This is a genomic window from Bacillus sp. WC2503 (assembly GCF_052682895.1).
In genome coordinates, this window is the sequence record NZ_JBQYMD010000001.1 from 4,051,353 (window position 1) to 4,077,500 (window position 26,148).

A 26,148-nucleotide genomic window follows, 5' to 3' on the forward strand; every position below is an offset into this window, starting at 1 on the left:
TTTCCTGAAAGAAAGAGACTTGATATGACATCAAGTCTCTTAGTTGTTTTGTTTCCGGTTGATTCCATCTAGCTACAGCGGCTAGAACAGTCGGTCGTTTCACGCCTTCCTACGCCCTCTTGTTCTAAGCAAGCCGCTTTCGCTTTTGGTTTGATCACGGGAAACGAGGGAATTGACCGAAGTCCGGACTGCGTTTTTCTTTGAATGCGTCGCGACCTTCTTTTGCTTCGTCAGTTGTGTAGTACAATAACGTTGCATCTCCAGCTAGTTGTTGAATACCAGCTAGACCGTCTGTGTCTGCGTTGAATGCAGCTTTTAGGAAACGAAGTGCCATTGGGCTGTTTGCTAAAATTTCTTGTGCCCATTGTACTGTTTCTGCTTCAAGCTCTTCTAATGGTACTACTGTGTTTACTAAGCCCATATCAAGCGCTTCCTGTGCACTATATTGACGACATAAGTACCAAATTTCGCGAGCTTTCTTGTGGCCTACCATACGAGCTAAGTAACCAGCTCCGTATCCACCGTCAAAGCTTCCTACTTTAGGACCTGTTTGTCCGAATACAGCGTTGTCTGCAGCGATTGTTAAGTCACATACGATATGAAGTACGTGTCCTCCACCGATTGCATAACCTGCTACCATTGCGATAACTGGTTTAGGAATTGCGCGAATTAGACGTTGTAAGTCTAATACGTTTAGACGTGGGATTTGGTCGTCACCTACATATCCACCATGACCGCGAACTTTTTGGTCGCCGCCAGAACAGAATGCACGTCCACCTTCACCTGTTAAAATGATAACGCCAACATTTGCATCATCACGAGCGTGTGCAAAAGCGTTGATTAACTCCATTACCGTTTTAGGACGGAATGCGTTATGTACTTCAGGGCGGTTAATCGAAATCTTTGCGATACCATTGTATGTTGAATAAATAATATCTTCGTAATTGCCTTCTTTTACCCATTCAATAGCCATTACAACTACCTCCTTGTATATTTCTGATCTCCTCTATAAGTGTAGCTTCCCTCTTAGGTGAAAAAAGCATCACTGCATAGTTTTTAGAAATCCCTTTACTATTGTATCAAACTTTTCCGGTTGTTCCACATGAATTGCATGGCCAGCACCATCAATTTTGACAAATTTCGCGTCAGAGACGCATTTTTCGATATTTTTTAATATGCGAAAGAACTTTTCATCATGCTCACCGTTCACTAAAAGAACAGGCATTTTTAAGTTTTGTAGCTCATTCCACCATGAAGGCTGAGCCCCTGTTCCCATGCCTCGCAAGCTATTTGCAAGTCCTTTTGGATTGTTAGCAAGTCGTTCTTTTCGCACTGCTTCTTGTACCTTTTCTGCTAAACGTTTTTGCGTTTCGAACAGCGGAATATTTTCCCACATCGATATAAAGCTTCGGGTGCCTTCTCGCTCAATTTTATGAGCAAGTCGCTCATCTTTTTCACGACGTTCTTTTCTAGCCTCTTCACTTTCAAGCCCAGCTGTACAATTTTCTAATAAAAGAGAACGTACATATTCTGGATATAGGCATGCCATCGTAATCGCCAGCCTACCGCCCATTGAATAGCCGAGTATGTGCGCTTTTTCAATATGAAGGTAATCTAGCAGCTCTTTCATTTGTAATGCCGCATTTTGAATATCATAATGCGGCACAGCTTCAGGACTTTCCGTTTTTCCGTGCCCAACAATGTCTACTAAAATGACTTGAAATTTCTCGCTCCAAGAAGGAACGAAAGAACGCCACGTTTCCATGCTTCCCGTAAAACCATGAAGAAGTAGAAGTGGTTCACCGCTTCCGACTACTTCATATTCATACGATACACCTTGCAGCGTTACTTTCATCGTGATTCACCTTGTAAAGATGTAGTAATTACGTCCATCGTTTTTGCCCATAATGTACGGTGCAATGTTAAGTTCTCATCACGATTCGTACAAATTTCCACAACGTGTAAACCTTCCGCCCTTGTTCCCTTTTGTACCTCTTCTCGGAATTGCTCCCAACCATTTACACGGCTAAATGAACCACCGTACATTTTAACAACGTGTTCATAATCAAGCCCAATCGGTGTTCCAAATAATGATTCAAAATGTTCCTTTTTCTCATACTGTGGTAAGAATGAGAAAATACCCCCGCCATCATTATTTACAACGACAATTGTTATGTTTAATTCATGTAATTTCGCTGCTAACAGTCCATTTAAATCGTGATAAAATGATAAATCACCAATCACTAATACGAGCGGATCGCAAATAATGCTCGCGCCTAAAGCTGTTGAAATGATTCCATCGATACCATTTACACCGCGATTTGCCATCACCTGAATGTTTTTATTTGATGTGAAGAAGAATGAATCTGTATCACGAATTGGCATACTATTACTCGCAAATAACGTTGCCCCATCTGGTAATACGCGTACAATATCCGTAATAACCTTTCCTTCAAATGCCGTTTCATATGTTTCCATTTCACGAAGCGTTTCCTTCGTTATTTCGTTTATATGTTGCCACATTCCGAACCAATCATTCTTTTTCATAGCTGGCATTTTTTCTATTAATGCACTACAAAATGCAATATCATTTGCCTGTACAACTTCTGTCGCAACAAGAGCTGGATCTCTCCATTGTCCGGATTCATCGACAACGATATGAACGGCTTTCGTCTGTTTTTTAATAAACTGCGTTAATGCTTTCGAAACAGGCATACCACCAAAGCGAATCATAACTTCTGGCTTCCACGTTTCTTTTAACAACTCATTTCGTAAAAATGTATCGTAACAGTCGATTACCATCGTTTTATCGTGATTTCCGCTACGAATGTTAGAAAGTGGATCCGCTAATATTGGATATCCTGTTTTTTCAGCTAATTGTGCTGCAAACGCTGCGATTTCTGAATGACTATCATCTCCACAAATAATAAGCCCCTTTTCCATATGTGAAAGGCGCCTTACAAGAGAATCTACATATTCACTCGGCATCACCGCGTTCCCTTGCTGAACTACTCCTGTATATTCCCCGCGTCCTTTATCCCATAAACTTTCTAATGAAAAGTCCGGGATAAGCGGTTCACGCACTGGAAAATTAAGATGAACAGGTCCTTGCGGCGTTAAAAGTGCGCTTGCTATCATGCGCTGCGTCGTCATGCGAGCATAATGATACATCGCCTCACTCGCTTCTGGAATTGCCATCTCTGTAAATTGCTTCACAAACGTACCGTATAAATTAATTTGATTCATCGCTTGTGGCGCACCGACATCTCTTAATTCATGCGGTCTATCTGCCGTTAAGACGATAAGCGGCACTCGTGAATGAAAAGCTTCACATACAGCTGGGTAATAGTTCGCCGCTGCCGTTCCTGACGTACATAATAATGCAACAGGACGTTTTTTTGCTTTTGCGATACCAAGCGCAAAAAATCCTGCTGATCTTTCATCTACGTGTAAATATGTGTTCATTCCTTCATGTTGTTCCATTAGTAAAGCAATCGGCGTTGACCGTGAGCCTGGACTAATGACAACATCACATACATTTAGACGCGTCAGTTCATCCACGAACGCGCCTAAATAATATGATAATGCTTCTATATGATTGTTCATTTCATTAATTCCTCCAAAGCACCAAGCATCGGTCTAAACTTCAAACTTGTTTCTTCATATTCAAGTTGCGGTACAGAATCAATTACAATCCCACAACCGGCAAATAAGGATGCTTTCTCGCCATTTAATAATCCGCAGCGAAGCGCAACCGCAAATTCACCATTTCCTTCATCATCTATCCACCCAATCGGTGCACCGTACAATCCTCTGTCTAACAATTCCACATCACGAATGAGCTTCATCGCTTCCAAACGAGGTGTCCCGCCAAGAGCTGGTGTTGGATGTAATTCTTCTACCATTGTTAAAAGACTCACATCACCTTTTGCTTCTACAGGCGTATATAAATGAATTAAGTTTTTTGTTGTTAATAAACCCGGACTTTCCGGAATATTAACGACGTTGCAATGCTCATTTAATACACCGCGAATCATGTTCACTACATAACCATGTTCAGCTAAATTCTTTTCATCATGAAGAAGCGCATTACCATTTTGTTTACTTTCTTCTATAGAATGACCATGACCGATTGAACCAGCAAGACACATCGACGTAAACTTCTCATCTTCTTTGCGAATTAATCTCTCTGGCGTCGCTCCTAGGAAACATGCTCCTTTATAATCAAAAGAAAATACGTAACAATCCGGTTGCCCAATGCGAAGCGCTTCTAAAACAAGAGCAGAATCAATAGAATGATTCACCTCTACTTTTAACTCCCTCGCTAATACAACCTTCTGCACGTTACCCTGCTTCATCTCATCTTGCACTTTCTCAATTGCTTTCATCCAGCCTTTCGGATCAACTTCTACTTTAGAAGTAACAATTAATTTCGATCCTTCTAGCGCACATTTACTCTCCCCCAAAATTTTCTCTTCTAAAGAAATCATTTCGTTATAAAGAGTTTCTGCACAATCTGTTTCTGAAACAAATGTATTCATCGTTAACCACGCTTTTTCATTTTTTACAGTTAATAAAAATGCGGGTAGTGAAAATGTTGTATCTTTAAATTCTTTCCATAGGTCTGTTTTCTCTTTTTCTGGATCAAATGAAAACCCACCAAATAAAAGAGGACCTGTTCCAAATTCATATTCATCTCTTTGCACAAATGCATTCTCTTTTACTTTCTCCCACTCATCACGAGCAGTTTGAAAGCGCTTATGAGAAGAATTTGCTATAGTGAAAACAGAGCCAATTCCTGCAAATATTACATGCTGAGCTGGGTCTGCAAAATAACATCTATTTTCGAATGAAGTCCTTTTTCCTGCTGCATAAAACAGAAGTGGATCCACCCAGTCTATTTGTTTGACAAAACTAACTAATGTTTTTTCATTCTTTACACGCTTAATGGCCGCACTAAGAACTTCTTGCAAGCCTTTTTGTTTCGTTTGAATCACAATTGTCTCCCCCCTATGGGCGAAAAATAGTCATAATTACGCTTGATTTTAAGATACACCTCAAACGAAAGGCCTGTCAACGTTTAGCATTTCTGAGAAATTCACCTTCTCTTCCTAGAAAATAAACGTTGACACTAAATGATGCTTTTTCTACACTTAATTGTGTACAATATGTGACCTAAGGAGGATTCAACATGGAAATGAACGTCGAAACGAATTCCTCTCCTACGGCGCCAAAGCCAAGTAAACAAACAGGCTGGCGCATTTGGTGGAGTTTACTACGCCCCCATACATTAACAGCAGCTTTCGTTCCTGTTTTCATCGGAACAGCATATGCGATGCAGGTCGGAGGTATAAATCAAATACATCTCCCTCTTTTCCTTATGATGCTTCTTGCTTGTCTTCTCATTCAAGCAGCAACAAACATGTTTAATGAATACTTTGATTATAAAAGAGGACTCGATCACGAAGGTTCAGTCGGTATCGGCGGCGCTATCGTTCGCGATGGCATTCAGCCAAAAACAGTGCTTAACTTAGCATTTGGATTTTTTGGCATCGCAATGCTATTAGGCGTTTATATTTGTATGAATTCTAGCTGGTGGCTTGCTGCAATCGGTCTCGTTTGTATGGCCGTTGCTTACCTTTATACAGGCGGCCCACTTCCAATTGCCTATACACCATTTGGAGAGTTAACAGCCGGATTATTTATGGGTGTCATTATTATCGGGATTTCATTCTTTATTCAAACTGGAACTGTAACATCAGAAGTCATTTTACTATCTATTCCAAGCTCCATTTTAATTGGTGCCATTTTACTAGCTAATAACATCCGTGACTTAGATGGCGATAAAGAAAACGGTCGTAAAACGTTAGCAATTCTCGTTGGACGTGAAAGAGCCGTTGGTGTACTTGCTTCTATGTTCATCGTTTCCTACATTTGGACAATTGCTTTAATTATCGTGGGCATCGTATCACCATGGATGCTGATCGTATTTTTAAGTGCACCGAAAGCATTTAAAGCGACGAAAGGTTTTATCGGCAAAAGCATTCCAATGGAAATGGTACCTGCGATGATTTCAACAGCAAAAACAAATACAATCTTCGGTCTCCTCATGGGAATCGGATTATTACTTGGATATTTCCTTTAAAAGGAGCTGCTAATGCGGCTCCTTTTTCATATACCAATTTCAGCTCATAATTCCTACTCGCAACGCTCATACTATGTAAAGAAACTGAATTGTAGGAAGGTGGATGACAATGTTAACTCCACAACAAGTAAATCAATTTAAATCCGTTTTAGAAAAACAAAAACAAGAACTAGAGCAAACAATACAAACTCATGAAAATGAAAATCGTGCCTCTGAACGCGATTCCGTCGGAGAATTGTCTAGCTATGATAACCATCCAGGTGATATGGCTACAGAGCTATATGAACGTGAAAAAGATTTCGGGCTTATTGAGCTTTGGCATAAACAGCTAGAGGATACGAAACATGCCTTGCAAAAAATAGAAGCAGGTACGTACGGTATTTGTGAAGTGTCTGGCGTGGAAATTCCATTTGAAAGATTAGAAGCAATGCCGACTGCTACAACATGCATACAGCACGCGACAAATAAATTAAATATGGAGACCCGTCCAGTTGAAGAAGAAGTATTGGCTCCTTCTTTCCATAAGCACGATGAAGATCATTCTGTTGAGTACGATACAGAAGATGCGTGGCAAGATGTCGCAAATTATGGAACGTCTGAAACACCGTCTGATTTAGAAAGACAAGATTCAAAAAATTATAATGGTATGTATGTAAATAGTGAAGAGAATGTTGGATATGTAGAGGATTTCGAAAACTTTATCGGTACAGATATGTATGGAAAAAACCCACAAGTTTTCGCCACAGAAGAACATGAAGAGTATGAACAAATGCTTGATGACTTTGAAGAGCGTACCTTCAAAGGCGAATTATCTTCAAATGAATCTAGTTCCAAAGAGTAAAGTGAAACTTTAATTAGTGTGGGGACCATCCCCCACTAATTATTAGCCCACACCCTTCGGACGTTTATGGGATAAAAAAAAGCATTCCGAAATTCGGAATGCTTTTTATCGCTAGCTAATTAGTTTTTTGTAACGTTAGCTGCTTGTGGTCCGCGGTTTCCTTCAACGATTTCGAAAGAAACTTCTTGACCTTCTTCTAAAGTTTTGAAGCCTTCGCCTTGGATAGCTGAGAAATGTACGAATACGTCTTCTCCGCCTTCAACTTCGATGAAGCCAAAACCTTTTTCGCCGTTAAACCATTTAACTTTACCTGTTTGCATGTCATGTACCTCCTAAATAAAAATGAAACTATGAATCCACATGAAAAGGTGGATATAAAGGACATGAATGTATAACAAGCTTACAGCCTTTAATACAACGTGCTTTATTTCCGTACCACATTATGTAGCTCAATAGTGCTTTCACTATATCACGCTATATGAAAAACGTCAAATGAGAACACTTTCATTCCATCATTTTTTTATAATTTTAATATAATGTTGAATTTCCATCTCCTTACTTTATTTGAAAATTAACAAAACTAGAGTATTCTAATACTATTAAATTCTGTACAATATAAATATATATTACATATGAGGTGAAAAAAATGAAGGCACATGAAATCGAATATAAGTTATACGGTGACGATATGCAGTTCGTTGAAATTGAATTAGATCCAGAAGAGAGTGTTATCGCAGAAGCTGGGGCAATGATGATGATGGAAGACTACATCGAAATGGAGACAATTTTCGGTGATGGTTCTGGACCATCTAACGGTCTATTCGGAAAATTAATGGGGGCTGGTAAGCGTCTTGTTACAGGTGAAAGCATGTTTATGACTGTATTTACAAATACAGGTCACGGCAAACGCCACGTCTCATTTGCTGCTCCTTATCCTGGTAAAATTGTTCCTGTTGATTTAACAGAATATCAAGGGAAAATAGTTTGCCAAAAAGATGCGTTTCTTTGTGCTGCAAAAGGTGTTTCTATCGGAATTGAGTTTACTAAAAAAATAGGAACTGGTTTCTTTGGTGGTGAAGGTTTCATCATGCAGAAACTTGAAGGTGATGGTCTAGCTTTCATGCATGCAGGCGGAACTGTATATAAGCGCGAATTAAAACCCGGTGAGAAACTTCGCATTGATACAGGTTGTCTCGTTGCCATGACAAAAGACGTTAACTATGATATTGAATTTGTAGGAAAAGTAAAAACAGCTCTATTTGGCGGTGAAGGTTTATTCTTCGCAACGCTAGAAGGTCCTGGAACGGTTTGGATTCAGTCCTTAACACTTAGCCGCTTAGCAGCACGCCTTACGAGTCCAGCAGCTCAAAGCACCGGTGAAGGCAGTGTTTTAGGTGGACTTGGTCGTTTATTAGATGGAAAAGAGTAAAAGTGCCCTTATGGGGCGCTTTTTATTTAGGTGGACTACGCTTCCCCTCCCCCCTCATATAACTAAATGTTCCATCCTCATTTTCAAAACCCTCAAAAAGAATGAATCAAGTCCCTCACTGCATATATTTAACCATACCTTTTCTTAAGGAGGGCTTCCTTAATGCGTACTCCTTTATCCTTTGATAAAGACACTGCCATATTGTTAGCTTCTTGTTGTGAGTTAACGTATGAACAATATAAACAAAATGGGATTTTTGAAATACCAGATGGTTTTCAATATGTACAAGGTTTTCAAGGAAAAACCATTCAAATGACAGAATGGTTTGGATTCATATTAGAATCTGAGGATACAATTATTGTAGCTTTTCGGGGCACACAAACAGATACAGACTGGATTATCGATTCACTCGTCAACCAAAAGCCATACCCATATGCTTTAAACAGCGGAAATGTCCATAACGGCTTTCTTTCTATTTATGAATCTTGCCGAGATTCTATTATGGATATGCTCGTATCATTGCCAGCCCATAAAAAACTACTAGCTACCGGACATAGTTTAGGTGGTGCGCTTGCTACATTACACATATTAGATGCACGTATCAATACTGCCTTCGCACAGTATGGCCTTTATACATTCGCTTCTCCAAAAGTAGGAGATATCGCTTTTCGAAATTATTATAAACTACAAGTAGCTAGTAGCTTTCGTTTTGTAAATTTATTCGATGTCGTTCCACTTCTCCCTCCGCGAAACATAAATTTTAATGATCGTGATTGGGAATATGCCCACGTTCATCACAATATGACATTTACAAAAAATACAAAATCTATTACGAATAATCATTCCATGACAACATACAAAACATGTCTGACTTCTCATTTTTAACCAGTAAACAATTGGAAATTACACATTCGTATACTATAATAATATATGAATTTATTTTTGGATGAGGGGACCTTACATGTTAAAGTTTATCTTTGCACTTTTTCTCATTGTAATTTTTTCGGTTACAGGTTTCTTTACATTTTCATACTTTGCGACAGGAGAATATGGTGGAACAGGCATAATCTATACCGCTATCCCATTTCTTTCTTAAGCAAAATAAGTAAACCGAGCTTAGTCTCATTTAGCTCGGTTTACTTTGCGAAGCAATCGTATTCCTGTTTTAAAAGCGAATACACTTTAGAATCACTGTACGTATTATTCATTTTTACATTTTGCCTCAATGTACCTTCATATACCATTTTTAATTTTTGCATCACACGTTCAGAAGCTACATTTTTCACACTACATCTCCCTTCAATACGATTCAAATTTAATTCTTGAAAACCAACTTTTATAACTTGTTCTAACGCTTCAACAATAACTCCTTTCCCCCAATATGTTGGGCTAATTACAGCTCCAATCGATGCACTATTATGTGGCATAAGCCACATTCCACATGTTCCAATTACCTTTTGGTTATCATTCAGCATAATAGACCATATAAGAGCCTTACCATCTCGTATCGTTGTAAACATATTTTCTAATAAACGATGAGTTTCCTCTTTCGTTTTATGTACTTCCCTCGGTACATATGTAGCTGTTTCCGCATTAGAATATACTTCAAATAAATCAGCTGCATGTGCACCATGTATCTTCGTTAAAATTAATCTATTTGTTTTTAAATCTCCTTGTTCATACATACCCTTCATATGCCATTCACCACACTTCTGTATAATGAGTAAAAGTCCCTTCAAAAGGGACTTTTACTTAATGTTGTTTAACCGTATTACCAATACCCCAAATTTCATTACTGTACTGCAAAATCGTTCGATCGCTCGCAAAATGACCTGATTGTGCAATATTTAAAATCGACATTTCTAGCCATTTCGTTCGATTTTCATAAGTACGCCCTACAGCTTCTTGCCTTTCCGCATATGGACCAAAATCTCGCAAAACGAAATATTCATCATTTTGAATAACGAGAGAATCGTAAATTGCTTCAAATTCAGCTCCCGACTGTGCAAAGAAACCATTCGTTAACTGATCTACCACTTTTTTAATATGCATATTGTGGTGATAATAATCACTTGCACGATATCCACCATTTTGATAGTAATGAAGAACCTCTTCCGCCGTTAAACCGAAAATGAAACAGTTATCATCACCGACCCTGTCTTTTATTTCAATATTAGCTCCGTCTAATGTGCCGAGTGTAATCGCACCATTCATCATAAATTTCATATTTCCTGTTCCTGATGCTTCTTTACTCGCAGTTGAAATTTGTTCACTTACATCCGCCGCTGGGAATATATCTTCCGCTACAGAAACTCGATAGTTTTCTAGAAAGATAACTTTCATATATTGGCTTACGTACGGATCGTTATTTACTTTCCTTGCGAGTTCATTAATTAATTTAATAATTTTTTTCGCATAATAATAGCCAGGTGATGCTTTCGCTCCAAAAATAAAAGTACGCGGATAAAATGTAAAACTAGTATCCTCTTTCAAACGGTTATACAAATATAAAATATGAAGAACGTTTAATAATTGTCGCTTGTAAGCATGCAGTCTTTTTACTTGCACGTCAAAAATAGAATTTGGATCAATTGTAATCCCCATTTTATTATGAATACGCTCCGCTAAAATCTCTTTACGCTCTTGTTTTACCTCTGCAAATTTCTCTTGGAAACTCGCATCATATTGAACTGTTTGCAACGCCTGCAGCTTAATCGGTTCTTTCTTCCACTCTGTTCCAATCGCCTCTGAAATAAGGTTCGTCAGCTGCGGATTTGCCTTCATTAACCAACGTCTATGAGCGATTCCATTCGTCTTATTATTAAACTTATCTGGATAAAACTCATAAAACAATCGCATTTCACGTTGCTTCAAAATTTCCGTATGAATTTTTGCTACACCGTTTACGCTATGGCTACCGACAATTGCTAAATGAGCCATTTTCACAAGATCATGTGCAATAATCGCCATATCTTCAATGCGATGCCATTCGTACGGATAACGTTCCCAAAGTTCATGACAGAAACGTTCATTAATCTCTTCAATAATCATATAAATTCTCGGTAATAACGGTTTAAAAATGTGAATTGGCCACTTCTCAAGCGCTTCTGATAACGTCGTATGATTCGTATAAGAAATCGTTTGCGTCGTTATGTGCCAAGCCTCTTCCCATGCTAGTTTTTCTTCATCTAATAAAATACGCATCAGTTCTGGAATCGCTAAAACCGGATGTGTATCATTAATATGAATCGCAATTTTTTCATGTAATTGACGAAGGTCACCATATCTTTCTCTATGCGTACGAACGATATTTTGTAAACTTGCTGATACGAGGAAATACTGTTGTTTTAAGCGAAGTATTTTCCCCTCATCATGCGTATCATCTGGATATAAAAACTCCGATACCGCCTCTGTTTCACGCTTATATTTCAAAATATCTTTGCAGTTTTGCGGGAAAGGAACTGGTTCAGCATTCCAAAGCCTAAGCGTATTTACAGTACTCGTCTCATAGCCTACTACTGGAACATCATATGGTACCGCCATAATGACTTCTGCATTCGTATGCCTGAACTCTAAACGTCCATCCATTTCTAACGGCTCCACACTGCCAAAATAGCTTACTTCTACAGCTTGATCATGCCTTCTTACTTCCCATACATTTTCATGAAGAAGCCATTGTTCTGGAAACTCAACTTGATAACCATCAACAATTTTTTGATCAAACAAGCCATGTTTGTAACGAATCCCACAGCCGTGTCCTGGTAAGTTTAAAGATGCGAGTGAATCAAGAAAACAGGCTGCTAGACGTCCAAGCCCACCATTTCCAAGACCTGCATCTGCTTCCACCTCTTCTAACTCTTGCAAAGAAATCCCAAGCTCCGAAAGGCCCTGCTCACATACATCCCTGATGCCTAAATTTAAAATGTTACTTCCAAGCAAACGTCCAAGTAAAAACTCAATGGATAAGTAATACATTTGCTTTTGCTCTCCAGACCGATAGCTTTCGTTCGTTGCAATCCATTGACTATTCATATACTCACGTACCATGTACCCAAGCGTATTATATTGATCACGAGTTGTAGAGTCTTTGAAACTTTTCCCATACATCGTCTCTAACTTTTCTAGAAAGGCTGATTTGAAACTTTCAACATGAGTAAACATTTTTTCACCACCTACATGTTATTCCATGAGACTTTTATACAATTTCTTATAAGCAAGAGCTGATTTCTCCCAACTATAATCTTCAGTCATCGCTTGTGTTACAAGCTGTTCCCATACCGGCTTATCGTGATAAAATTCAATTGCACGGCGAACCGTATACAACATGTCATGTGCATTGAAGTTCGTAAAACTGAAACCATTTCCTTCTCCTGTTTCTTCATCATAAGATTGTACAGTATCGTTTAATCCACCTGTTTCTCTTACAATCGGAATCGTACCGTACGCTAATGCGATAAGTTGTCCAAGTCCACACGGTTCAAACAGTGACGGCATTAAAAATAGATCGCTTCCCGCATACACTTGATGCGCAAGCTCCTCATTAAATCCGATATATACCTTCACCTTCTCTGGATACTCATATGCCATCCATTCAAAGAACTGCTCGTATTCTGAATCACCGGATCCTAAAATAATACATTGTACATCTTCTTCCATTATTTCACGGAATACAGTACGTACTAAATCAAGACCTTTTTGTTTCGTTAATCTCGTGACCATTGCAATAATTGGTGTATCCTCTTTTTCTGGCAAACCAAAATAACGCTGCAATGCACGTTTATTTTCATTTTTTTCATATAATGACTCTGCATCATACTGAGCTGTAATATACGAGTCCGTTTCTGGGTTATATACGCTCGTGTCAATTCCATTTACAATGCCACTCAGCTTATCATTATATTTTCGTAGCAATCCATCTAATTTCTCACCGAAAAACTCATATTGTATTTCTTCTTTATATGTCGGGCTAACCGCTGTAATTTGATCAGAAGCGATAATACCGCCTTTCATAAAGTTCACATTTCCATAAAACTCTAGCTGCTCACTATGAAAATATTCATCACCAAGCTCTAACAGGTCGTACATCACTTCAGGAGAAAATACACCTTGGAACTGCAGGTTATGAATTGTATATACCGTTTTAATACGCTCATATAATGGGTTGTCTTGATACTTTTCGCGAAGTAAGAAATTAACCATAGCGGTATGCCAATCATGGCTATGAAGAACATCCACTTCAAAATCAAGATGCGGAATACACTCTAAAACTGCCTTCGAAAAATAAGAAAAACGCTCTCCGTCATCATAATGACCGTACAAAGAATCCCTCTTAAAATAATATTCATTGTCTATTAAATAATACGTAATCCCGTCTTGCTCACCTTTTAAAATTCCGCAATATTGATTTCTCCAGCCAAGAGGAACGTTAATTACTTTATGAAGCGTACATCCATCTCTTAATTTTTGCGGAATAAGACTATAATTCGGAAGTATAATACGTACATTCACACCTAATTTTTTAAGCTCTTTTGGGAGCGCACCTGCTACATCAGCTAATCCTCCCGATTTAACAAACGGTACACATTCTGATACTGCAAATAAAATATTCACTTGTTGTCCCACTGCTCGAAAAGCATATATTACTCTTCTTGCAGCTTCCTCCCTTCGAGTTTTCATTTAAATTAAAACTTTAATCAGTGGAGGAAAGCCCCCCACTGATTCTTCAAGAATAACTATTAATCGTACTGTTTTGAATGCTTCCTTTTTCTACAACGTACGGCTCATCGGTGTTTCCTTTTAAAACGACACCGTCACCAATTTTCACGTCTTTATCAATAATAACACCGTCTATTATACAGTTATCTCCAATTTGGCTCTTTTGCATAATAATACTATTACGAACAATTGAACCTTTTCCAATTTTAACAGAACGGGAAACAACACTGTTTTCTACTTCCCCTTCAATAATACTGCCATTTGCAATCATTGTATTTTTCACGACTGCACCCTTTAGGTAACGAGTTGGTGGCTCATCTTTTACTTTCGTAAAAATCGGTGCTTCTTTCTTAAATAATTGCTTCCAAATAGCAGGTTGCAAAATTTCTAAGCTATGTTTATAGTAACTTTCAATCGAGTCAATAATAGCTACATATCCTGTATGCTCATACGTAGCAATATGCAGTGATTTTCCGCGCTTTTCTCTCACTACATCAAATAAACTGTATTGCTCCACATCTTTATATGTCTCAAATAAATCTAACAATAATTGTTTCTTTAACACGTATGTTTGAAGCGAAACCCCTTCATGGCAAACTTCAGTAATATCAGCTGCCGTATGTATATGCCGCTCTAACACCGCCTGGAAATTTAATGCTGTTACGAGATGGCTATTCGTAATAACAACGTATTCTTCTCTGCTTCTTAGAAAATAATCAATATGTCTTCTAAAATGTGCAAAAGATCCAAACTCATCTTGGTCACATTGGCAATTTGGTGGGAATAAAAACAATCCGTCACGTTTTCTATCTAAATCCCACTGTTTCCCTGAACCAACATGGTCCATTAACGAACGGTTTTTATGGCTTGTAAAAACCGCCACACTATGAATATTAGAATTCACCATATTGGAAAGCATGAAATCAATGAGTCGATAACGGCCCCCAAACGGTAGCGCCGCTAGTGAACGATGCCCTGTTACTTTCTGTAAGGAAGTAAAACTTCCCGTTGCATTAATAATTCCTAACATTTTTTCTCCCATTCATTTCATCCCCCTTTTCTATTTCCCTTCAGCAATTAATACTACATCGTCAACATTTTTTTCTGGACGAATGATTGTTCCATCTTCAATAACCATTTCCGATCCAACAATTGCTCTTTCAATCACAACATTTTTCCCAATCTTCGCTCCTGGCATAACGACGGAATCAATAACCATACTACCTTCTTCCACCGTCACCCCTTGGAATAAGACAGAATGCTTCACGTCCCCTTCAATGACGCACCCTTCGTTAATCAGTGATTCTTCCACTTTTGCCTTTTCCGCAATATATTGAGGCGGTTCGTTTGGATTGACAGAATAAATACGCCAGTTACGATCATTTAAATTCAATGATGTTTCATCGCGAAGTAAATCCATATTCGCTTCCCATAAGCTTTTCACTGTTCCAACATCTTTCCAATATCCTTCAAACGGATACGCCATTAGCTTCTTCCCTTCATCTAATAAAAGCGGAAGTACATCTTTTCCGAAATCATTACTAGATTCAGGATTTCTTGCATCCATTTCTAAATACTCTTTCAAAATTGCCCAGTTAAAAATATAGATTCCCATTGATGCAAGATTACTTCTTGGAAATTGCGGTTTCTCTTCAAACTCAACAATTTCCATCTCTTCATTCGTATTCATAATGCCAAAGCGACTCGCTTCATCCCAAGGCACTTCAATAACAGAAATCGAAACGTCCGCTTCTTTCTCAACATGGTAATCTAGCATTTTACTGTAATCCATTTTATAAATATGATCGCCTGATAAAATAAGGACATACTCTGGTTCGTACTGACTTAAATAGTTTAAGTTTTGATAAATGGCACTTGCCGTACCTGTGTACCACTTCACACCTGAAGACTCCGCATAAGGAGGTAATACTGTGACTCCACCGTTTACTCGGTCTAAATCCCAAGCATTGCCGATTCCGATATAATTATGAAGTTCGAGCGGTTGATACTGCGTCAAAATCCCAACCGTTTCAATACCAGAATTCGCACAATTACTTAACGTAAAATCAATAATGCGATATTTACCACCAAATGGAACAGCTGGCTTGGCTAAATTTTTTGTCAATGCACTTAAACGACTACCTTTTCCCCCTGCTAGTAACATTGCTACGCACTTTTGTTTTTGAGCCATCTTGTTTTTTGCTCCCCTTTCTAGTCTTCACTGGTCGTAATATGGATACGCCAAATGGTGGAATTGTAATTTCTACATGTGCCTCTTGATTATGGTACGGTTCTAGAGTCGCCTTAAGACGTTTTTTATTCACTTGCCCCGAGCCGCCATATTGCTCCGCATCACTGTTTAAAATCTCGTTATAATACTCGAAATCTGGCACACCTACTTTATAGTTTTCATATGTAGCTTTCGTAAAATTACATACGACAACTAACGCATCTTCTTGTTTATCTCCTTGGCGAATAAACGAGAAAATACTTTGCTCATTATTATTAGCATCAATCCACTGAAATCCTTCAGGTGAATGATCAAGCTGCCAAAGTGGTTTTGAGCGCTTATACAATGCTATGAGCTCTTTAAAGTAATCATGCATATAACGATGCATTTCAAAATCATGTAAATTCCAATCTAAATCTTCAAGGTCTTTCCACTCATCAAACTGCCCAAATTCTCCTCCCATGAAAAGTAATTTCTTTCCTGGATGAGTAAATAAATATCCATATAATAAACGAAGCTGAGCAAACTTATCCCAGTAATCTCCTGGCATTTTATTTAATAACGACTTTTTCCCGTGAACGACTTCATCATGAGAAAGCGGTAATATGAAGTTTTCAGAGTAAGCATATAGTAAAGAGAATGTTATTTTCTCATGAATATACTTCCTGTATTCAGGTGCACACTCCATATATTTCAGCACGTCATTCATCCAGCCCATATTCCATTTGTAATTGAATCCAAGTCCACCTTCATAAGTTGGAGCTGTTACAAGTGGCCAAGCTGTTGAATCTTCTGCTGTCATAAGAAAGTCTTCATCCTCTGCAAATACCGCTTCATTTAACTCTCGTAAAAATGAAACAGCGTGCTCATTACTTTGCTCCTGTCCTTCTTTATTCCAGTACAACATATTCGCAACTGCATCCACCCTGAAACCGTCAATATGGAAATATCTCATCCAAAATAACGCATTTGAAATTAAGAAATTACGTACTTCCCTTTTTCCTAAATCAAAATTGACAGTTCCCCATACTTGGTTTTCTTGTACATCCTTATCTTTATATTCATAAGTCGGTGTCCCATCAAACAAATATAGACCGTGAGCATCTTTACAAAAATGCCCCGGCACCCAATCTAAAATGACACCGATTCCATATTTATGACATTCATCGACAAAATACATCAAATCATGTGGTGTGCCGAATCTACTCGTTGCTGCATAATATCCCGTCCCTTGATATCCCCAAGAACGATCATATGGATGCTCAACAAGCGGCATGATTTCAATATGTGTAAATTGATGTTCCACCACATACGGAATGAGTTCTTCTACCATTTCCCTATAAGAATACAGCGTTCCATCTTCTTTCTTCTTCCAGGAACCGAAATGTAATTCATAAACTGTCATCGCTTCTTTATAAACCGGCTTTTTCTTTTTCTTACGACTCCAGTTTTTATCATTCCATTCGTATCCCTTCATATCAAAAACTACAGATGCCGTATTCGGTCTTACTTCTGCATATACAGCGTACGGATCTGCCTTAAAAATGACGTCACCAGCCATCGTTTCAATCGCATATTTATATATTTCCCTTTCTTCAATATGCGGTATAAACAAGGACCAAATTCCCTCTTCTGTCTCTTGTAGCATCTTATGTTGCTCATAATCCCATTCATTAAAATCGCCAACAACACTCATTGCTTTCGCATGAGGAGCCCATACTGTAAATCGTACCCCTCGCATCTCATCTTCCGTCACAATATGTGCGCCAAAGATGCTATAACTCTCATAGTACTTTTCTGTATGAAACTCATCTCGTTTCACTTTTTCACAATTTATTACACTCAATATGCTCACCTCACTAAGATGACAGAATTTTTTATACTTTAACTATTTCTGCAAAAAACTGTGATATCCTTGTTAATTTATAAAAAATATTCGTTTTTTTCTTAAAAACGTTGGTTTTTCTTCACATTTCCGTGTAAAATATCGAATTTTGACGAATATTCATTGCAAACGCTTCATTTTCCCCTATCTTTTTTACTATCATTTTTTCTCAACCTCTATTTTATTAGGTTTAGCCTATTTTTCATGCTATTTTCTACTTAAAACCGCAGCAAAACAATCTGTCATAAAAAAATATTTCTCAATATTTTTTTGTCATAATTTTATTGAAATGCAAAATTCATCAGCATATACTCGTTCTCAATAAAGAACATTACGCTTTCGTAAATATAATTCATACTAGAATACTGTGTTTACTTTACGAACGTTTCATAAAAAATCATATTAGGGGGCTTTCTTATGTCATTGAAACAAAAAGTAGGAATGGGAGTTGTCACAGCAACGCTTGGCTTATCACTTACATGCGGCGGTGTATTCGCCTACTTCAGTGATTCTGAAACATCTAGTAACTCATTTCAAGCTGGAACACTAGATCTTTCTATTAATCCAAGTGTAATCGTTGATGTGAAAGATTTAAAGCCAGGTGACTTTATTGAAAAAAATTTCACGCTTGAAAATAAAGGGTCATTGGATATTGCAAAAGTAGCACTTGAAACATCCTATGAAGTTACAGATGCAAAGCTAAATAATGACGGTGAAGATTTAGGCGACCACATTATCGTAAAGTTTCTAGTGAATGATGGAAAGCCATCGAATCCAAACGATGATCATGAAATTTTGTGGGAAACAAAACTATCAAAATTAAAAACTATGAAACCTGAGGATGTAGCTACATCTTTAGAACGTCATAACTTAATAGACGGTATTACATCTGGTGAAACAGATTATTTACACGTGCTCTTCTCCTTTGAAGACAACGACCAAGATCAAAATAAATTCCAAGGTGATTCCTTACAGCTAAACTGGACATTCCATGCCGAGCAAACAAAAGGCGTGGAGAAATAATTTTTAAAATACAAATTACCGGAGGCCTATAAAGGTTTAAACATTACGCAAGAAGCGAACGGAGTTATGTATTATGACTATTCTCCATACTTGCATAAGTTTTTACCTATTAATGCAGATGGTGACTTTAAAGTTGGCATTACCCCTGAATCCTTTAAAGTAGAAGGACCAATGAACACAGGCGTATATATTTTCGATTATGCAACTGCAGGTCCTGATTATCCAAGCGGTGTAAATAACTATTGGTTTATCCCACAAGGTGCTCAATATGCGAAAACTAGTTATGATAAAAAAGAAGTATACAAAAATGATGAACTTACTGTAACACTAAACGCAAAACACGTAAAACAATTTGTTGCAGGGGAATTTAACGTAAAATTCCTAGAGAAAAATTTCAAATTTGCAAATGCGAAATTGAATCCTGCTTTTGAAAAGCTACTTTCTGAAAAAGGTGTAATCGCAAAAGTGAATGAGCCGAAATTAGAAGCCGGTTCTGTTACAATAGGCGGATCTATCGATGATAAAAACTTCGCCGGATTAGATGGTGATTTCCCGTTCATTGATGTAACTTTCAAAGTAGAAAATGATGAATTTTATGAAGCAAATGCCCAATTAGAATCACCAATTTTTGTTTACTGGAAACAAGGTGAAACAGAACCGAATAGAATGCGTGTACTTCAAGATCAAACATTCTCAGTTATGTCCTTAAACTCACTAGTAGAAGGAAATATTAAACCTGGTGCATTCTTAAATGAACGTGGATATTTAGATGAAAAGCTCGATTATACAAAGCTTGGTGTAAAAGTATATGCAACTGATTCTTACCGTCATAAATTTGAAGGCTCACTAGATAAATACGGATACTTCAAACTGAATGGACTTCCTGTTAATAATCGTGACTATAATTTATACTTAGAAGTACCAGGGCATTTAACAAGCCGTCTAACAACAAAATTAGGTACTGAAAAAGATGGTAAGCTACTTGGCCAATATTATTATGCACGACCTGATGAAAACCTTGCCGGTGATGTAAATGGTGATAAAGTCATTGATATTAAAGATGCTGAAATTATCGCTAGCAACTATGGTAAAAAAGGAGTATCTGTAAAAGGCGGCGACCTTAATAGCGACGGAATTGTCGATGAAAAAGACATTCGTTTCGTTGAAAAGAACTTCTTGAAAAAAGGACCAGATGCATCTAAATCACAAACAGCTGTAGAAAAATCAAAAAGCGGTACACTCGCAGATATTTTAAAGAAATTGGGCTTAACGCCTAAAAAATAATAAAGTGAAACTTTAATCAGTGGGGGGTTTGTTCATCCCCACTGATTATTAGCCCACACCAATCGGGGTCTTACTGCCCGGCAAATAGCGGGATAAAAAAGAGCACTCTACTTTACGTAGAGTGCTCTTTTTCTATAAACGACCCTTATCCAGCAAAAGGGGTATATTGGGGATATACAAGGGAAACCGGAAAAGGAATTTATATTAAATTATATAAGTTCAGAGGTAAGAAGCAGTTTCCCACCTCTGAATTATTTAGCAATTATTATAGTACTGGTGCCATTGTTTCTTTTAATACTTTTACAGAATGAGCGAATTTCACTTTTTCTTCTTCATTTAGCTCAAGTTCTACAATTTCACGTACACCTTCGCGGTTAATTACAGCTGGAACACCTACGTAAGCATCTTTCTCACCGTATTGACCTTCAAGGTATGCAGATACAGTTAATACGCTGTTCTCGTTGTTTAAGATTGCTTTAGTTACACGAAGTAGTGACATACCGATTCCGTAGTAAGTTGCACCTTTACGCTCGATGATATGATAAGCTGCATCACGTACGTTTTCGAAAATTTTATCTAAGTCTTCTTGATTGTACTGTTCGTTGTTAGCTAAGATTGTTTCTAGTTTTTGTACACCGATAGTAGCGTGGCTCCATACTGGAAGTTCAGTATCACCGTGCTCACCAACGATGTAAGCATGAACGTTACGTGGATCTACATCTAAGTAGTCACCTAACATGTAACGGAAACGAGCAGAGTCTAAAGTTGTACCAGAACCGATTACGCGCTCTTTTGGTAGACCAGATTCTTTCCAAGTTACGTAAGTTAAAATGTCAACTGGGTTAGTTGCGATTAAGAAGATTCCATCGAATCCGCTATCCATAATACCGCGAACGATTTGTTTAAAGATCTTTGTATTTTTCTCAACTAAGTCTAAACGAGTTTCACCTGGTTTTTGTGGTAATCCCGCAGTGATAACTACTAAATCTGCATCTTTACAATCTGCATAGCTACCGCTCCAAACTTTTGTTGGTGATGGAGAGAATGGTACCGCATGGCTTAAGTCCATTGCTTCCCCTTCTGCTTTTGCTTCATTAACATCTACAAGTACAAATTCTTCAGCTACACCTTGGTTGATCATTGAGTAAGCGTAACTACAACCTACAGCTCCTGTTCCTACTAATACTACACGATTGATACCTTTTTTCATGTTAATTTCCCCTCTCTATTGTTCACATATATTTTTTTATGATTGTTTAAGTAATTAATTAAAATACTAATTTAATGTTGTTTAACTTCTTTACATTCATATTGTAGCACGTATCATTGTGAATTACTTCACAAATTATGACCTATTTGTGAACTTTTTCACATAGAGTGTAAAGTTATTGGAATAGGTGTGGAATCCATTTCAATGGAGGCGTTTTCTTTAGATTGTGAAAGGGTTTTTCTTATGGTTTTTGTCGATAAGTGAAATTATATCGGCGATTATTAGAATATATCGACCGTAACTCCAAATATATCAGCGATTTTTGCAATATATCGACTTACCGACAAAACTCGACAATAATGACAACATAAAAAGCTGTCTCCAGTAGATTACTTATTGGGAGACAGCTTCTTCTATATATTATTTATTTTCCGCAGTAGCCCCTAAAACAGCAGCTTTTACGTAATTTTGACCGTTTAATTTTTGTAAATCCACAGCCGTTCCCGTCACAACAACACCGATAACTTTTACATCTTGCTCACTTGGTTTTATTTTCTTTCCTTTTAGGTAGTCATATATACGTTCATATTCCTCATAATACTTTCCCTTTTGCTCCAGTCCATTTTGAATTGCTAAAAGAAAATCTTTTTCCGTTCCATTTCCAAATTCAATATCACCTGGTTTTGCTTTAAAACCGTACACATTATAAGCACTTTCGGTCATATCATCAATAGAATATGATTTTTTATCATCATACGTATCTACCCAATACCAAACAGGATGCACCCCTTCTGGAAGTATCTCTTTTATTTCAGACACTTTATACGGTTTATCAAAAGATATAGCCAATTCAGCTACTTTCTTTTCATCTTTTATTTTCTCTATATCATTTATATAACGATTATATGAAGCAAATGGGAGATAAAACTGCATCTCTCTTTCCATCGTTTGATTATTATACAATTCACTTGTCTTATTAATACGTTCATTCCCCATTACAACATTATCTGATATTGTTAATGGATTTACATTCGATAATCGGCGAAATGTATTCCAAACTTTATACTCATACACTTCATCTTCCCACTTAACAGGTTTCCCTTCAATAACCTTATATGTTTTATACTCTACTGTGCTTTTAAATAAACCGTTAGAAGTAATTGCTACGCCTCTTTCCGTATTAGGTCTTGTAATTTGTCTTATCATATTTAAGTCACGATCCATAGTTAAGTAAGCTCTATTGTTCAATTGTGAAATTACTATTATAAAACCAAAGAATAGAACAATAAAAAGTGAAATCGAAATTACTGTAATTTTTAATAATTGTCTTCGCTTCGCCTTCTTCAACATTTTTGATACTTTACTTGAATCTATATCAAAATCGAAATCATCTCTGCTCATCTTCAAACCTCCCATACAGCTTTTTAAACTCATTGCGAGCCCTATACAAAGAAACACGTACGGTCTCTTCTTTCATCTCTAATACGGTTGCTATCTCCTTATATGAGAGTTCATAGTCATACTTTAATAAAAGAATATGTTTATATACTGGATTCATCTTTCCAAGTATGCTTTGTATTTCTACTTGAAGCTCTTTTCTTAAAAGTGGTTCATCTAATCCTTTTGCTCCAATTAATTGAACAGATTCAATCGGGATTTGTTCAATACGCTGTTGCCTTCTTGCTAGATCACGATGCCTATTAATCGCAACTTGAAATAACCATGTTTTTATATACGTAATTTTCATATTCGGTATAGATACTAATGCCTTATGTATCGTGTCTTGAACGATATCTTCTGCTTCTACTGGTGGTACTCCAATTTTAAGTAAATACCTATAAATGCTTTTAGATGTTTCTATAATGATTTTTTCATACTCCATCGCTCTCTCCTTTCTATTAGTTAGACGATTCAAATAGAAAAAAGTATACAAGAAATCCATAAAAAAAAGCAGACTATCCAAAGCCCACTTTTACACAACAAAAAAGAGATAGCAGATTATGCTATCTCTTTTAGTATGACCCGTACGGGATTCGAACCCGTGTTACCGCCGTGAAAGGGCGGTGTCTTAACCACTTGACCAACGGGCCAATTCTGGCAGAGAAGAAGGGATTCGAACCCTCGCACCGCGTTCGCGATCTACTCCCTTAGCAGGGGAGCCCCTTGAGCCACTTGGGTACTTCTCTATAATATGGCTCCGCAGGTAGGACTCGAACCTACGACCGATCGGTTAACAGCCGATAGCTCTACCACTGAGCTACTGCGGAACAATTATGGTGGGCCTAAATGGACTCGAACCATCGACCTCACGCTTATCAGGCGTGCGCTCTAACCAGCTGAGCTATAGGCCCATAATTGAAAAGCGGGTGAAGAGAATCGAACTCTCGACCAGAGCTTGGAAGGCTCTTGTTTTACCACTAAACTACACCCGCATTAAATTGTAAATGGTGAGCCATGAAGGATTCGAACCTTCGACCCTCTGATTAAAAGTCAGATGCTCTACCAACTGAGCTAATGGCTCATTTTGAAAGTGGTGCCGGCTAGAGGACTTGAACCCCCAACCTACTGATTACAAGTCAGTTGCTCTACCAATTGAGCTAAGCCGGCTTGCGATTTCAAAATGGTGGCTCGGGACGGAATCGAACCGCCGACACGAGGATTTTCAGTCCTCTGCTCTACCGACTGAGCTACCGAGCCTTTATGTAAAAAAATGGCGGTCCCGACCGGGGTCGAACCGGCGATCTCCTGCGTGACAGGCAGGCATGTTAACCACTACACCACGGGACCATTTGGTTGCGGGGACAGGATTTGAACCTGCGACCTTCGGGTTATGAGCCCGACGAGCTACCGTGCTGCTCCACCCCGCGATGATAAAATATTTAATTTAGAAAAAATGGAGGAGGTAGAGGGATTCGAACCCCCGCGCGACTCTCGCCGCCTGTCGGTTTTCAAGACCGATCCCTTCAGCCGAACTTGGGTATACCTCCGAGATATAAACTTTGAGTGGTGGACCTTGTAGGACTCGAACCTACGACCGGACGGTTATGAGCCGTCTGCTCTAACCAGCTGAGCTAAAGGTCCTTATGGTAGCGGCGGAGGGGATCGAACCCCCGACCTCACGGGTATGAACCGTACGCTCTAGCCAGCTGAGCTACACCGCCATAAGTAATATAAAAATAAGTGGAGCCTAGCGGGATCGAACCGCTGACCTCCTGCGTGCAAGGCAGGCGCTCTCCCAGCTGAGCTAAGGCCCCATGTTTTTGGGAATATCGGGAAGACAGGATTTGAACCTGCGACCCCCTGGTCCCAAACCAGGTGCTCTACCAAGCTGAGCCACTTCCCGTTAATAAAAGCGCGCCCGAGAGGAGTCGAACCCCTAACCTCTTGATCCGTAGTCAAACGCTCTATCCAATTGAGCTACGGGCGCATATGGTGCCGAGGGCGGGGGTCGAACCCGCACGGTGGTCACCCACCGCAGGATTTTAAGTCCTGTGCGTCTGCCTGTTCCGCCACCCCGGCATGTCATATTGAAAATTGGAGCGGAAGACGGGATTCGAACCCGCGACCCCAACCTTGGCAAGGTTGTATTCTACCACTGAACTACTTCCGCAAGACATGTTATGAGATATTTTATTAAAAGTGCGGGTGAAGGGAGTCGAACCCCCACGCCAAAGGCGCCAGATCCTAAGTCTGGTGCGTCTGCCAATTCCGCCACACCCGCATATTAATTTATTTAAGAAAAAATGGGGCGACTGATGGGAATCGAACCCACGAATGCCGGAGCCACAATCCGGTGCGTTAACCACTTCGCCACAACCGCCATAGTTACTGGTGCCGACTAGAGGACTTGAACCCCCAACCTACTGATTACAAGTCAGTTGCTCTACCAATTGAGCTAAGTCGGCTAAATGGTGGAGGATGACGGGATCGAACCGCCGACCCCCTGCTTGTAAGGCAGGTGCTCTCCCAGCTGAGCTAATCCTCCATTTGCCTGGCAACGTCCTACTCTCACAGGGACAAGGTCCCAACTACCATCGGCGCTAGAGAGCTTAACTTCCGTGTTCGGTATGGGAACGGGTGTGACCTCTCTGCCATCATTACCAGACTGTATTCATTTAAGACAAGAATTATTGTAACTTATTTAACTTTTAAAGTCAACAAGTTTTTTATATTCTTTCAAAACTAGATAACATTGCTTCATATTATATGGTTAAGTCCTCGATCTATTAGTATTCGTCAGCTCCACATGTCACCATGCTTCCACCTCGAACCTATCAACCTGATCATCTTTCAGGGATCTTACTAGCTTACGCTATGGGAAATCTCATCTTGAGGGGGGCTTCATGCTTAGATGCTTTCAGCACTTATCCCTTCCGCACATAGCTA

At 38.7% G+C, this 26,148-nt stretch carries 20 protein-coding genes, 22 tRNA genes, 2 rRNA genes and 1 pseudogene (1 of these 45 cut by a window edge); 7 read left to right on the top strand and 38 right to left on the bottom strand.

What is annotated here, in order from left to right:
• Positions 1–154: 154 nt before the first annotated feature.
• The 4 genes from menB to ACUN26_RS20885 all read right to left on the bottom strand — a co-directional run bounded on the left by menB (position 155) and on the right by ACUN26_RS20885 (position 4,997).
• Entirely contained in the window at positions 155–973 is an 819-nt protein-coding gene (menB, locus tag ACUN26_RS20870) for a 1,4-dihydroxy-2-naphthoyl-CoA synthase (RefSeq protein ID WP_000963888.1), read from the bottom strand.
• Positions 974–1,042: 69 nt separating this feature from the next.
• Positions 1,043–1,855 carry a 2-succinyl-6-hydroxy-2,4-cyclohexadiene-1-carboxylate synthase gene (menH, locus tag ACUN26_RS20875; RefSeq protein WP_000869221.1) on the bottom strand — a complete coding sequence of 271 codons (813 nt, stop codon included), beginning with the start codon at positions 1,853–1,855 and terminating at the stop codon, positions 1,043–1,045.
• Positions 1,852–3,606 carry a 2-succinyl-5-enolpyruvyl-6-hydroxy-3-cyclohexene-1-carboxylic-acid synthase gene (menD, locus tag ACUN26_RS20880; RefSeq protein ID WP_001059232.1) on the bottom strand — a complete coding sequence of 585 codons (1,755 nt, stop codon included), beginning with the start codon at positions 3,604–3,606 and terminating at the stop codon, positions 1,852–1,854. Before menD ends, menH begins: the two co-directional genes overlap by 4 nt.
• Positions 3,603–4,997: an isochorismate synthase gene (locus ACUN26_RS20885; RefSeq protein ID WP_000616760.1), complete on the bottom strand. Its 1,395-nt coding sequence runs from the start codon at positions 4,995–4,997 to the stop codon at positions 3,603–3,605. The genes menD and ACUN26_RS20885 overlap by 4 nt, the downstream gene beginning before the upstream one ends.
• Before the next feature lie 194 nt (positions 4,998–5,191).
• On the opposite strand from ACUN26_RS20885, the gene ACUN26_RS20890 reads away from it, so the two are divergent.
• Together ACUN26_RS20890 and ACUN26_RS20895 are read left to right on the top strand one after the other, a co-directional pair.
• Positions 5,192–6,145 carry a 1,4-dihydroxy-2-naphthoate polyprenyltransferase gene (locus ACUN26_RS20890; RefSeq protein ID WP_000425759.1) on the top strand — a complete coding sequence of 318 codons (954 nt, stop codon included), beginning with the start codon at positions 5,192–5,194 and terminating at the stop codon, positions 6,143–6,145.
• 109 nt (positions 6,146–6,254) lie between these two features.
• Positions 6,255–6,986 (top strand): yteA family sporulation protein, encoded by a 732-nt coding sequence (locus ACUN26_RS20895; RefSeq protein ID WP_000957401.1) that lies wholly within the window; start codon positions 6,255–6,257, stop codon positions 6,984–6,986.
• A 119-nt stretch (positions 6,987–7,105) separates the two neighbouring features.
• Here the strand turns inward: ACUN26_RS20895 and cspD are convergent, their stop codons facing one another.
• Entirely contained in the window at positions 7,106–7,306 is a 201-nt protein-coding gene (cspD, locus tag ACUN26_RS20900; protein ID WP_001193053.1) for a cold-shock protein CspD, read from the bottom strand.
• 326 nt (positions 7,307–7,632) lie between these two features.
• On the opposite strand from cspD, the gene ACUN26_RS20905 reads away from it, so the two are divergent.
• The 3 genes from ACUN26_RS20905 to ACUN26_RS20915 all read left to right on the top strand — a co-directional run bounded on the left by ACUN26_RS20905 (position 7,633) and on the right by ACUN26_RS20915 (position 9,511).
• On the top strand, positions 7,633–8,415 hold the full coding sequence (locus ACUN26_RS20905) for a TIGR00266 family protein (RefSeq protein WP_000643604.1): 783 nt from the start codon (positions 7,633–7,635) through the stop codon (positions 8,413–8,415).
• A 162-nt stretch (positions 8,416–8,577) separates the two neighbouring features.
• Positions 8,578–9,300, top strand: coding sequence for a lipase family protein (locus ACUN26_RS20910; RefSeq protein WP_001260116.1), 723 nt, complete (start codon positions 8,578–8,580; stop codon positions 9,298–9,300).
• Positions 9,301–9,376: 76 nt separating this feature from the next.
• Entirely contained in the window at positions 9,377–9,511 is a 135-nt protein-coding gene (locus ACUN26_RS20915; protein WP_000911069.1) for a hypothetical protein, read from the top strand.
• A 40-nt stretch (positions 9,512–9,551) separates the two neighbouring features.
• Here ACUN26_RS20915 and ACUN26_RS20920 read toward each other — a convergent pair whose 3' ends face one another.
• The 6 genes from ACUN26_RS20920 to glgB all read right to left on the bottom strand — a co-directional run bounded on the left by ACUN26_RS20920 (position 9,552) and on the right by glgB (position 18,206).
• A complete protein-coding gene (locus ACUN26_RS20920; protein ID WP_000677947.1) occupies positions 9,552–10,109 on the bottom strand; it encodes a GNAT family N-acetyltransferase in 558 nt (185 codons plus the stop codon).
• Between the two features lie 58 nt (positions 10,110–10,167).
• Positions 10,168–12,576: a glycogen phosphorylase gene (gene glgP, locus ACUN26_RS20925; protein ID WP_000494069.1), complete on the bottom strand. Its 2,409-nt coding sequence runs from the start codon at positions 12,574–12,576 to the stop codon at positions 10,168–10,170.
• An 18-nt stretch (positions 12,577–12,594) separates the two neighbouring features.
• A complete protein-coding gene (gene glgA, locus ACUN26_RS20930) occupies positions 12,595–14,025 on the bottom strand; it encodes a glycogen synthase GlgA (protein ID WP_002093109.1) in 1,431 nt (476 codons plus the stop codon).
• Between the two features lie 112 nt (positions 14,026–14,137).
• On the bottom strand, positions 14,138–15,172 hold the full coding sequence (gene glgD / locus ACUN26_RS20935; protein ID WP_000504178.1) for a glucose-1-phosphate adenylyltransferase subunit GlgD: 1,035 nt from the start codon (positions 15,170–15,172) through the stop codon (positions 14,138–14,140).
• Positions 15,173–15,190: 18 nt separating this feature from the next.
• On the bottom strand, positions 15,191–16,321 hold the full coding sequence (gene glgC, locus ACUN26_RS20940) for a glucose-1-phosphate adenylyltransferase (RefSeq protein WP_000057608.1): 1,131 nt from the start codon (positions 16,319–16,321) through the stop codon (positions 15,191–15,193).
• Positions 16,269–18,206 carry a 1,4-alpha-glucan branching protein GlgB gene (glgB, locus tag ACUN26_RS20945; RefSeq protein ID WP_000111417.1) on the bottom strand — a complete coding sequence of 646 codons (1,938 nt, stop codon included), beginning with the start codon at positions 18,204–18,206 and terminating at the stop codon, positions 16,269–16,271. Before glgB ends, glgC begins: the two co-directional genes overlap by 53 nt.
• 456 nt (positions 18,207–18,662) lie before the next feature.
• Here glgB and ACUN26_RS20950 point away from each other — a divergent pair, with 456 nt between their 5' ends.
• Both ACUN26_RS20950 and ACUN26_RS20955 read left to right on the top strand, forming a co-directional pair.
• Entirely contained in the window at positions 18,663–19,268 is a 606-nt protein-coding gene (locus tag ACUN26_RS20950) for a CalY family protein (RefSeq protein ID WP_000053938.1), read from the top strand.
• 30 nt (positions 19,269–19,298) lie between these two features.
• Positions 19,299–20,552: pseudogene (locus ACUN26_RS20955) on the top strand (dockerin type I domain-containing protein); the annotation flags it as partial.
• Positions 20,553–20,817: 265 nt separating this feature from the next.
• Here the strand turns inward: ACUN26_RS20955 and ACUN26_RS20960 are convergent.
• The 27 genes from ACUN26_RS20960 to ACUN26_RS21090 form a co-directional block, all read right to left on the bottom strand.
• Complete coding sequence (locus tag ACUN26_RS20960) at positions 20,818–21,762, bottom strand: L-lactate dehydrogenase (protein ID WP_000715347.1); 945 nt, start codon at positions 21,760–21,762, stop codon at positions 20,818–20,820.
• 420 nt (positions 21,763–22,182) lie between these two features.
• The gene (locus ACUN26_RS20965) at positions 22,183–23,163 is read right to left on the bottom strand and encodes an anti sigma factor C-terminal domain-containing protein (RefSeq protein WP_000085634.1); all 981 of its coding nucleotides are present in this window, start codon (positions 23,161–23,163) and stop codon (positions 22,183–22,185) included.
• Complete coding sequence (locus tag ACUN26_RS20970) at positions 23,150–23,644, bottom strand: RNA polymerase sigma factor (protein WP_000455498.1); 495 nt, start codon at positions 23,642–23,644, stop codon at positions 23,150–23,152. Before ACUN26_RS20970 ends, ACUN26_RS20965 begins: the two co-directional genes overlap by 14 nt.
• Positions 23,645–23,780: 136 nt before the next feature.
• A tRNA-Glu gene (locus ACUN26_RS20975) sits at positions 23,781–23,852 on the bottom strand.
• 5 nt (positions 23,853–23,857) lie between these two features.
• Positions 23,858–23,948: transfer RNA gene (locus ACUN26_RS20980), tRNA-Ser, on the bottom strand.
• Positions 23,949–23,954: 6 nt separating this feature from the next.
• A tRNA-Asn gene (locus ACUN26_RS20985) sits at positions 23,955–24,029 on the bottom strand.
• 7 nt (positions 24,030–24,036) lie between these two features.
• Positions 24,037–24,113: transfer RNA gene (locus tag ACUN26_RS20990), tRNA-Ile, on the bottom strand.
• 10 nt (positions 24,114–24,123) lie between these two features.
• A tRNA-Gly gene (locus tag ACUN26_RS20995) sits at positions 24,124–24,194 on the bottom strand.
• 13 nt (positions 24,195–24,207) lie between these two features.
• Positions 24,208–24,283: transfer RNA gene (locus tag ACUN26_RS21000), tRNA-Lys, on the bottom strand.
• A 10-nt stretch (positions 24,284–24,293) separates the two neighbouring features.
• Positions 24,294–24,369: transfer RNA gene (locus ACUN26_RS21005), tRNA-Thr, on the bottom strand.
• A gap of 14 nt (positions 24,370–24,383) precedes the next feature.
• Positions 24,384–24,459, bottom strand: a tRNA-Phe gene (locus tag ACUN26_RS21010).
• A 14-nt stretch (positions 24,460–24,473) separates the two neighbouring features.
• Positions 24,474–24,549, bottom strand: a tRNA-Asp gene (locus ACUN26_RS21015).
• Between the two features lie 3 nt (positions 24,550–24,552).
• Positions 24,553–24,629, bottom strand: a tRNA-Met gene (locus tag ACUN26_RS21020).
• Between the two features lie 27 nt (positions 24,630–24,656).
• Positions 24,657–24,749 (bottom strand) — tRNA-Ser (locus ACUN26_RS21025).
• Between the two features lie 17 nt (positions 24,750–24,766).
• Positions 24,767–24,843 (bottom strand) — tRNA-Ile (locus tag ACUN26_RS21030).
• Between the two features lie 3 nt (positions 24,844–24,846).
• A tRNA-Met gene (locus tag ACUN26_RS21035) sits at positions 24,847–24,923 on the bottom strand.
• Positions 24,924–24,943: 20 nt separating this feature from the next.
• Positions 24,944–25,016 (bottom strand) — tRNA-Ala (locus ACUN26_RS21040).
• Between the two features lie 15 nt (positions 25,017–25,031).
• A tRNA-Pro gene (locus ACUN26_RS21045) sits at positions 25,032–25,105 on the bottom strand.
• Positions 25,106–25,115: 10 nt separating this feature from the next.
• A tRNA-Arg gene (locus tag ACUN26_RS21050) sits at positions 25,116–25,189 on the bottom strand.
• Between the two features lie 3 nt (positions 25,190–25,192).
• Positions 25,193–25,281: transfer RNA gene (locus ACUN26_RS21055), tRNA-Leu, on the bottom strand.
• A 16-nt stretch (positions 25,282–25,297) separates the two neighbouring features.
• Positions 25,298–25,372: transfer RNA gene (locus ACUN26_RS21060), tRNA-Gly, on the bottom strand.
• 30 nt (positions 25,373–25,402) lie between these two features.
• A tRNA-Leu gene (locus ACUN26_RS21065) sits at positions 25,403–25,483 on the bottom strand.
• Between the two features lie 23 nt (positions 25,484–25,506).
• Positions 25,507–25,582 (bottom strand) — tRNA-His (locus tag ACUN26_RS21070).
• Positions 25,583–25,591: 9 nt separating this feature from the next.
• Positions 25,592–25,667: transfer RNA gene (locus ACUN26_RS21075), tRNA-Thr, on the bottom strand.
• 4 nt (positions 25,668–25,671) lie between these two features.
• Positions 25,672–25,747 (bottom strand) — tRNA-Val (locus ACUN26_RS21080).
• 4 nt (positions 25,748–25,751) lie between these two features.
• Positions 25,752–25,867: ribosomal RNA gene (gene rrf / locus ACUN26_RS21085) — 5S ribosomal RNA — on the bottom strand.
• A 101-nt stretch (positions 25,868–25,968) separates the two neighbouring features.
• A 23S ribosomal RNA gene (locus tag ACUN26_RS21090) occupies positions 25,969–26,148 on the bottom strand (it continues 2,742 nt past the right edge of the window).

Bases quoted from the DNA above. Each gene is read 5' to 3' on its own strand.
- cspD (WP_001193053.1), bottom strand. From the start codon at position 7,306: ATGCAAACAGGTAAAGTTAAATGGTTTAACGGCGAAAAAGGTTTTGGC.
- ACUN26_RS20960 (WP_000715347.1), bottom strand. From the start codon at position 21,762: ATGAAAAAAGGTATCAATCGTGTAGTATTAGTAGGAACAGGAGCTGTA.
- glgC (WP_000057608.1), bottom strand. From the start codon at position 16,321: ATGGCTCAAAAACAAAAGTGCGTAGCAATGTTACTAGCAGGGGGAAAA.
- glgD (WP_000504178.1), bottom strand. From the start codon at position 15,172: ATGGGAGAAAAAATGTTAGGAATTATTAATGCAACGGGAAGTTTTACT.
- menB (WP_000963888.1), bottom strand. From the start codon at position 973: ATGGCTATTGAATGGGTAAAAGAAGGCAATTACGAAGATATTATTTAT.
- ACUN26_RS20895 (WP_000957401.1), top strand. From the start codon at position 6,255: ATGTTAACTCCACAACAAGTAAATCAATTTAAATCCGTTTTAGAAAAA.
- ACUN26_RS20905 (WP_000643604.1), top strand. From the start codon at position 7,633: ATGAAGGCACATGAAATCGAATATAAGTTATACGGTGACGATATGCAG.
- glgP (WP_000494069.1), bottom strand. From the start codon at position 12,576: ATGTTTACTCATGTTGAAAGTTTCAAATCAGCCTTTCTAGAAAAGTTA.
- ACUN26_RS20890 (WP_000425759.1), top strand. From the start codon at position 5,192: ATGGAAATGAACGTCGAAACGAATTCCTCTCCTACGGCGCCAAAGCCA.
- ACUN26_RS20920 (WP_000677947.1), bottom strand. From the start codon at position 10,109: ATGAAGGGTATGTATGAACAAGGAGATTTAAAAACAAATAGATTAATT.
- ACUN26_RS20915 (WP_000911069.1), top strand. From the start codon at position 9,377: ATGTTAAAGTTTATCTTTGCACTTTTTCTCATTGTAATTTTTTCGGTT.
- ACUN26_RS20950 (WP_000053938.1), top strand. From the start codon at position 18,663: ATGTCATTGAAACAAAAAGTAGGAATGGGAGTTGTCACAGCAACGCTT.
- menH (WP_000869221.1), bottom strand. From the start codon at position 1,855: ATGAAAGTAACGCTGCAAGGTGTATCGTATGAATATGAAGTAGTCGGA.
- menD (WP_001059232.1), bottom strand. From the start codon at position 3,606: ATGAACAATCATATAGAAGCATTATCATATTATTTAGGCGCGTTCGTG.
- ACUN26_RS20910 (WP_001260116.1), top strand. From the start codon at position 8,578: ATGCGTACTCCTTTATCCTTTGATAAAGACACTGCCATATTGTTAGCT.
- ACUN26_RS20970 (WP_000455498.1), bottom strand. From the start codon at position 23,644: ATGGAGTATGAAAAAATCATTATAGAAACATCTAAAAGCATTTATAGG.
- ACUN26_RS20965 (WP_000085634.1), bottom strand. From the start codon at position 23,163: ATGAGCAGAGATGATTTCGATTTTGATATAGATTCAAGTAAAGTATCA.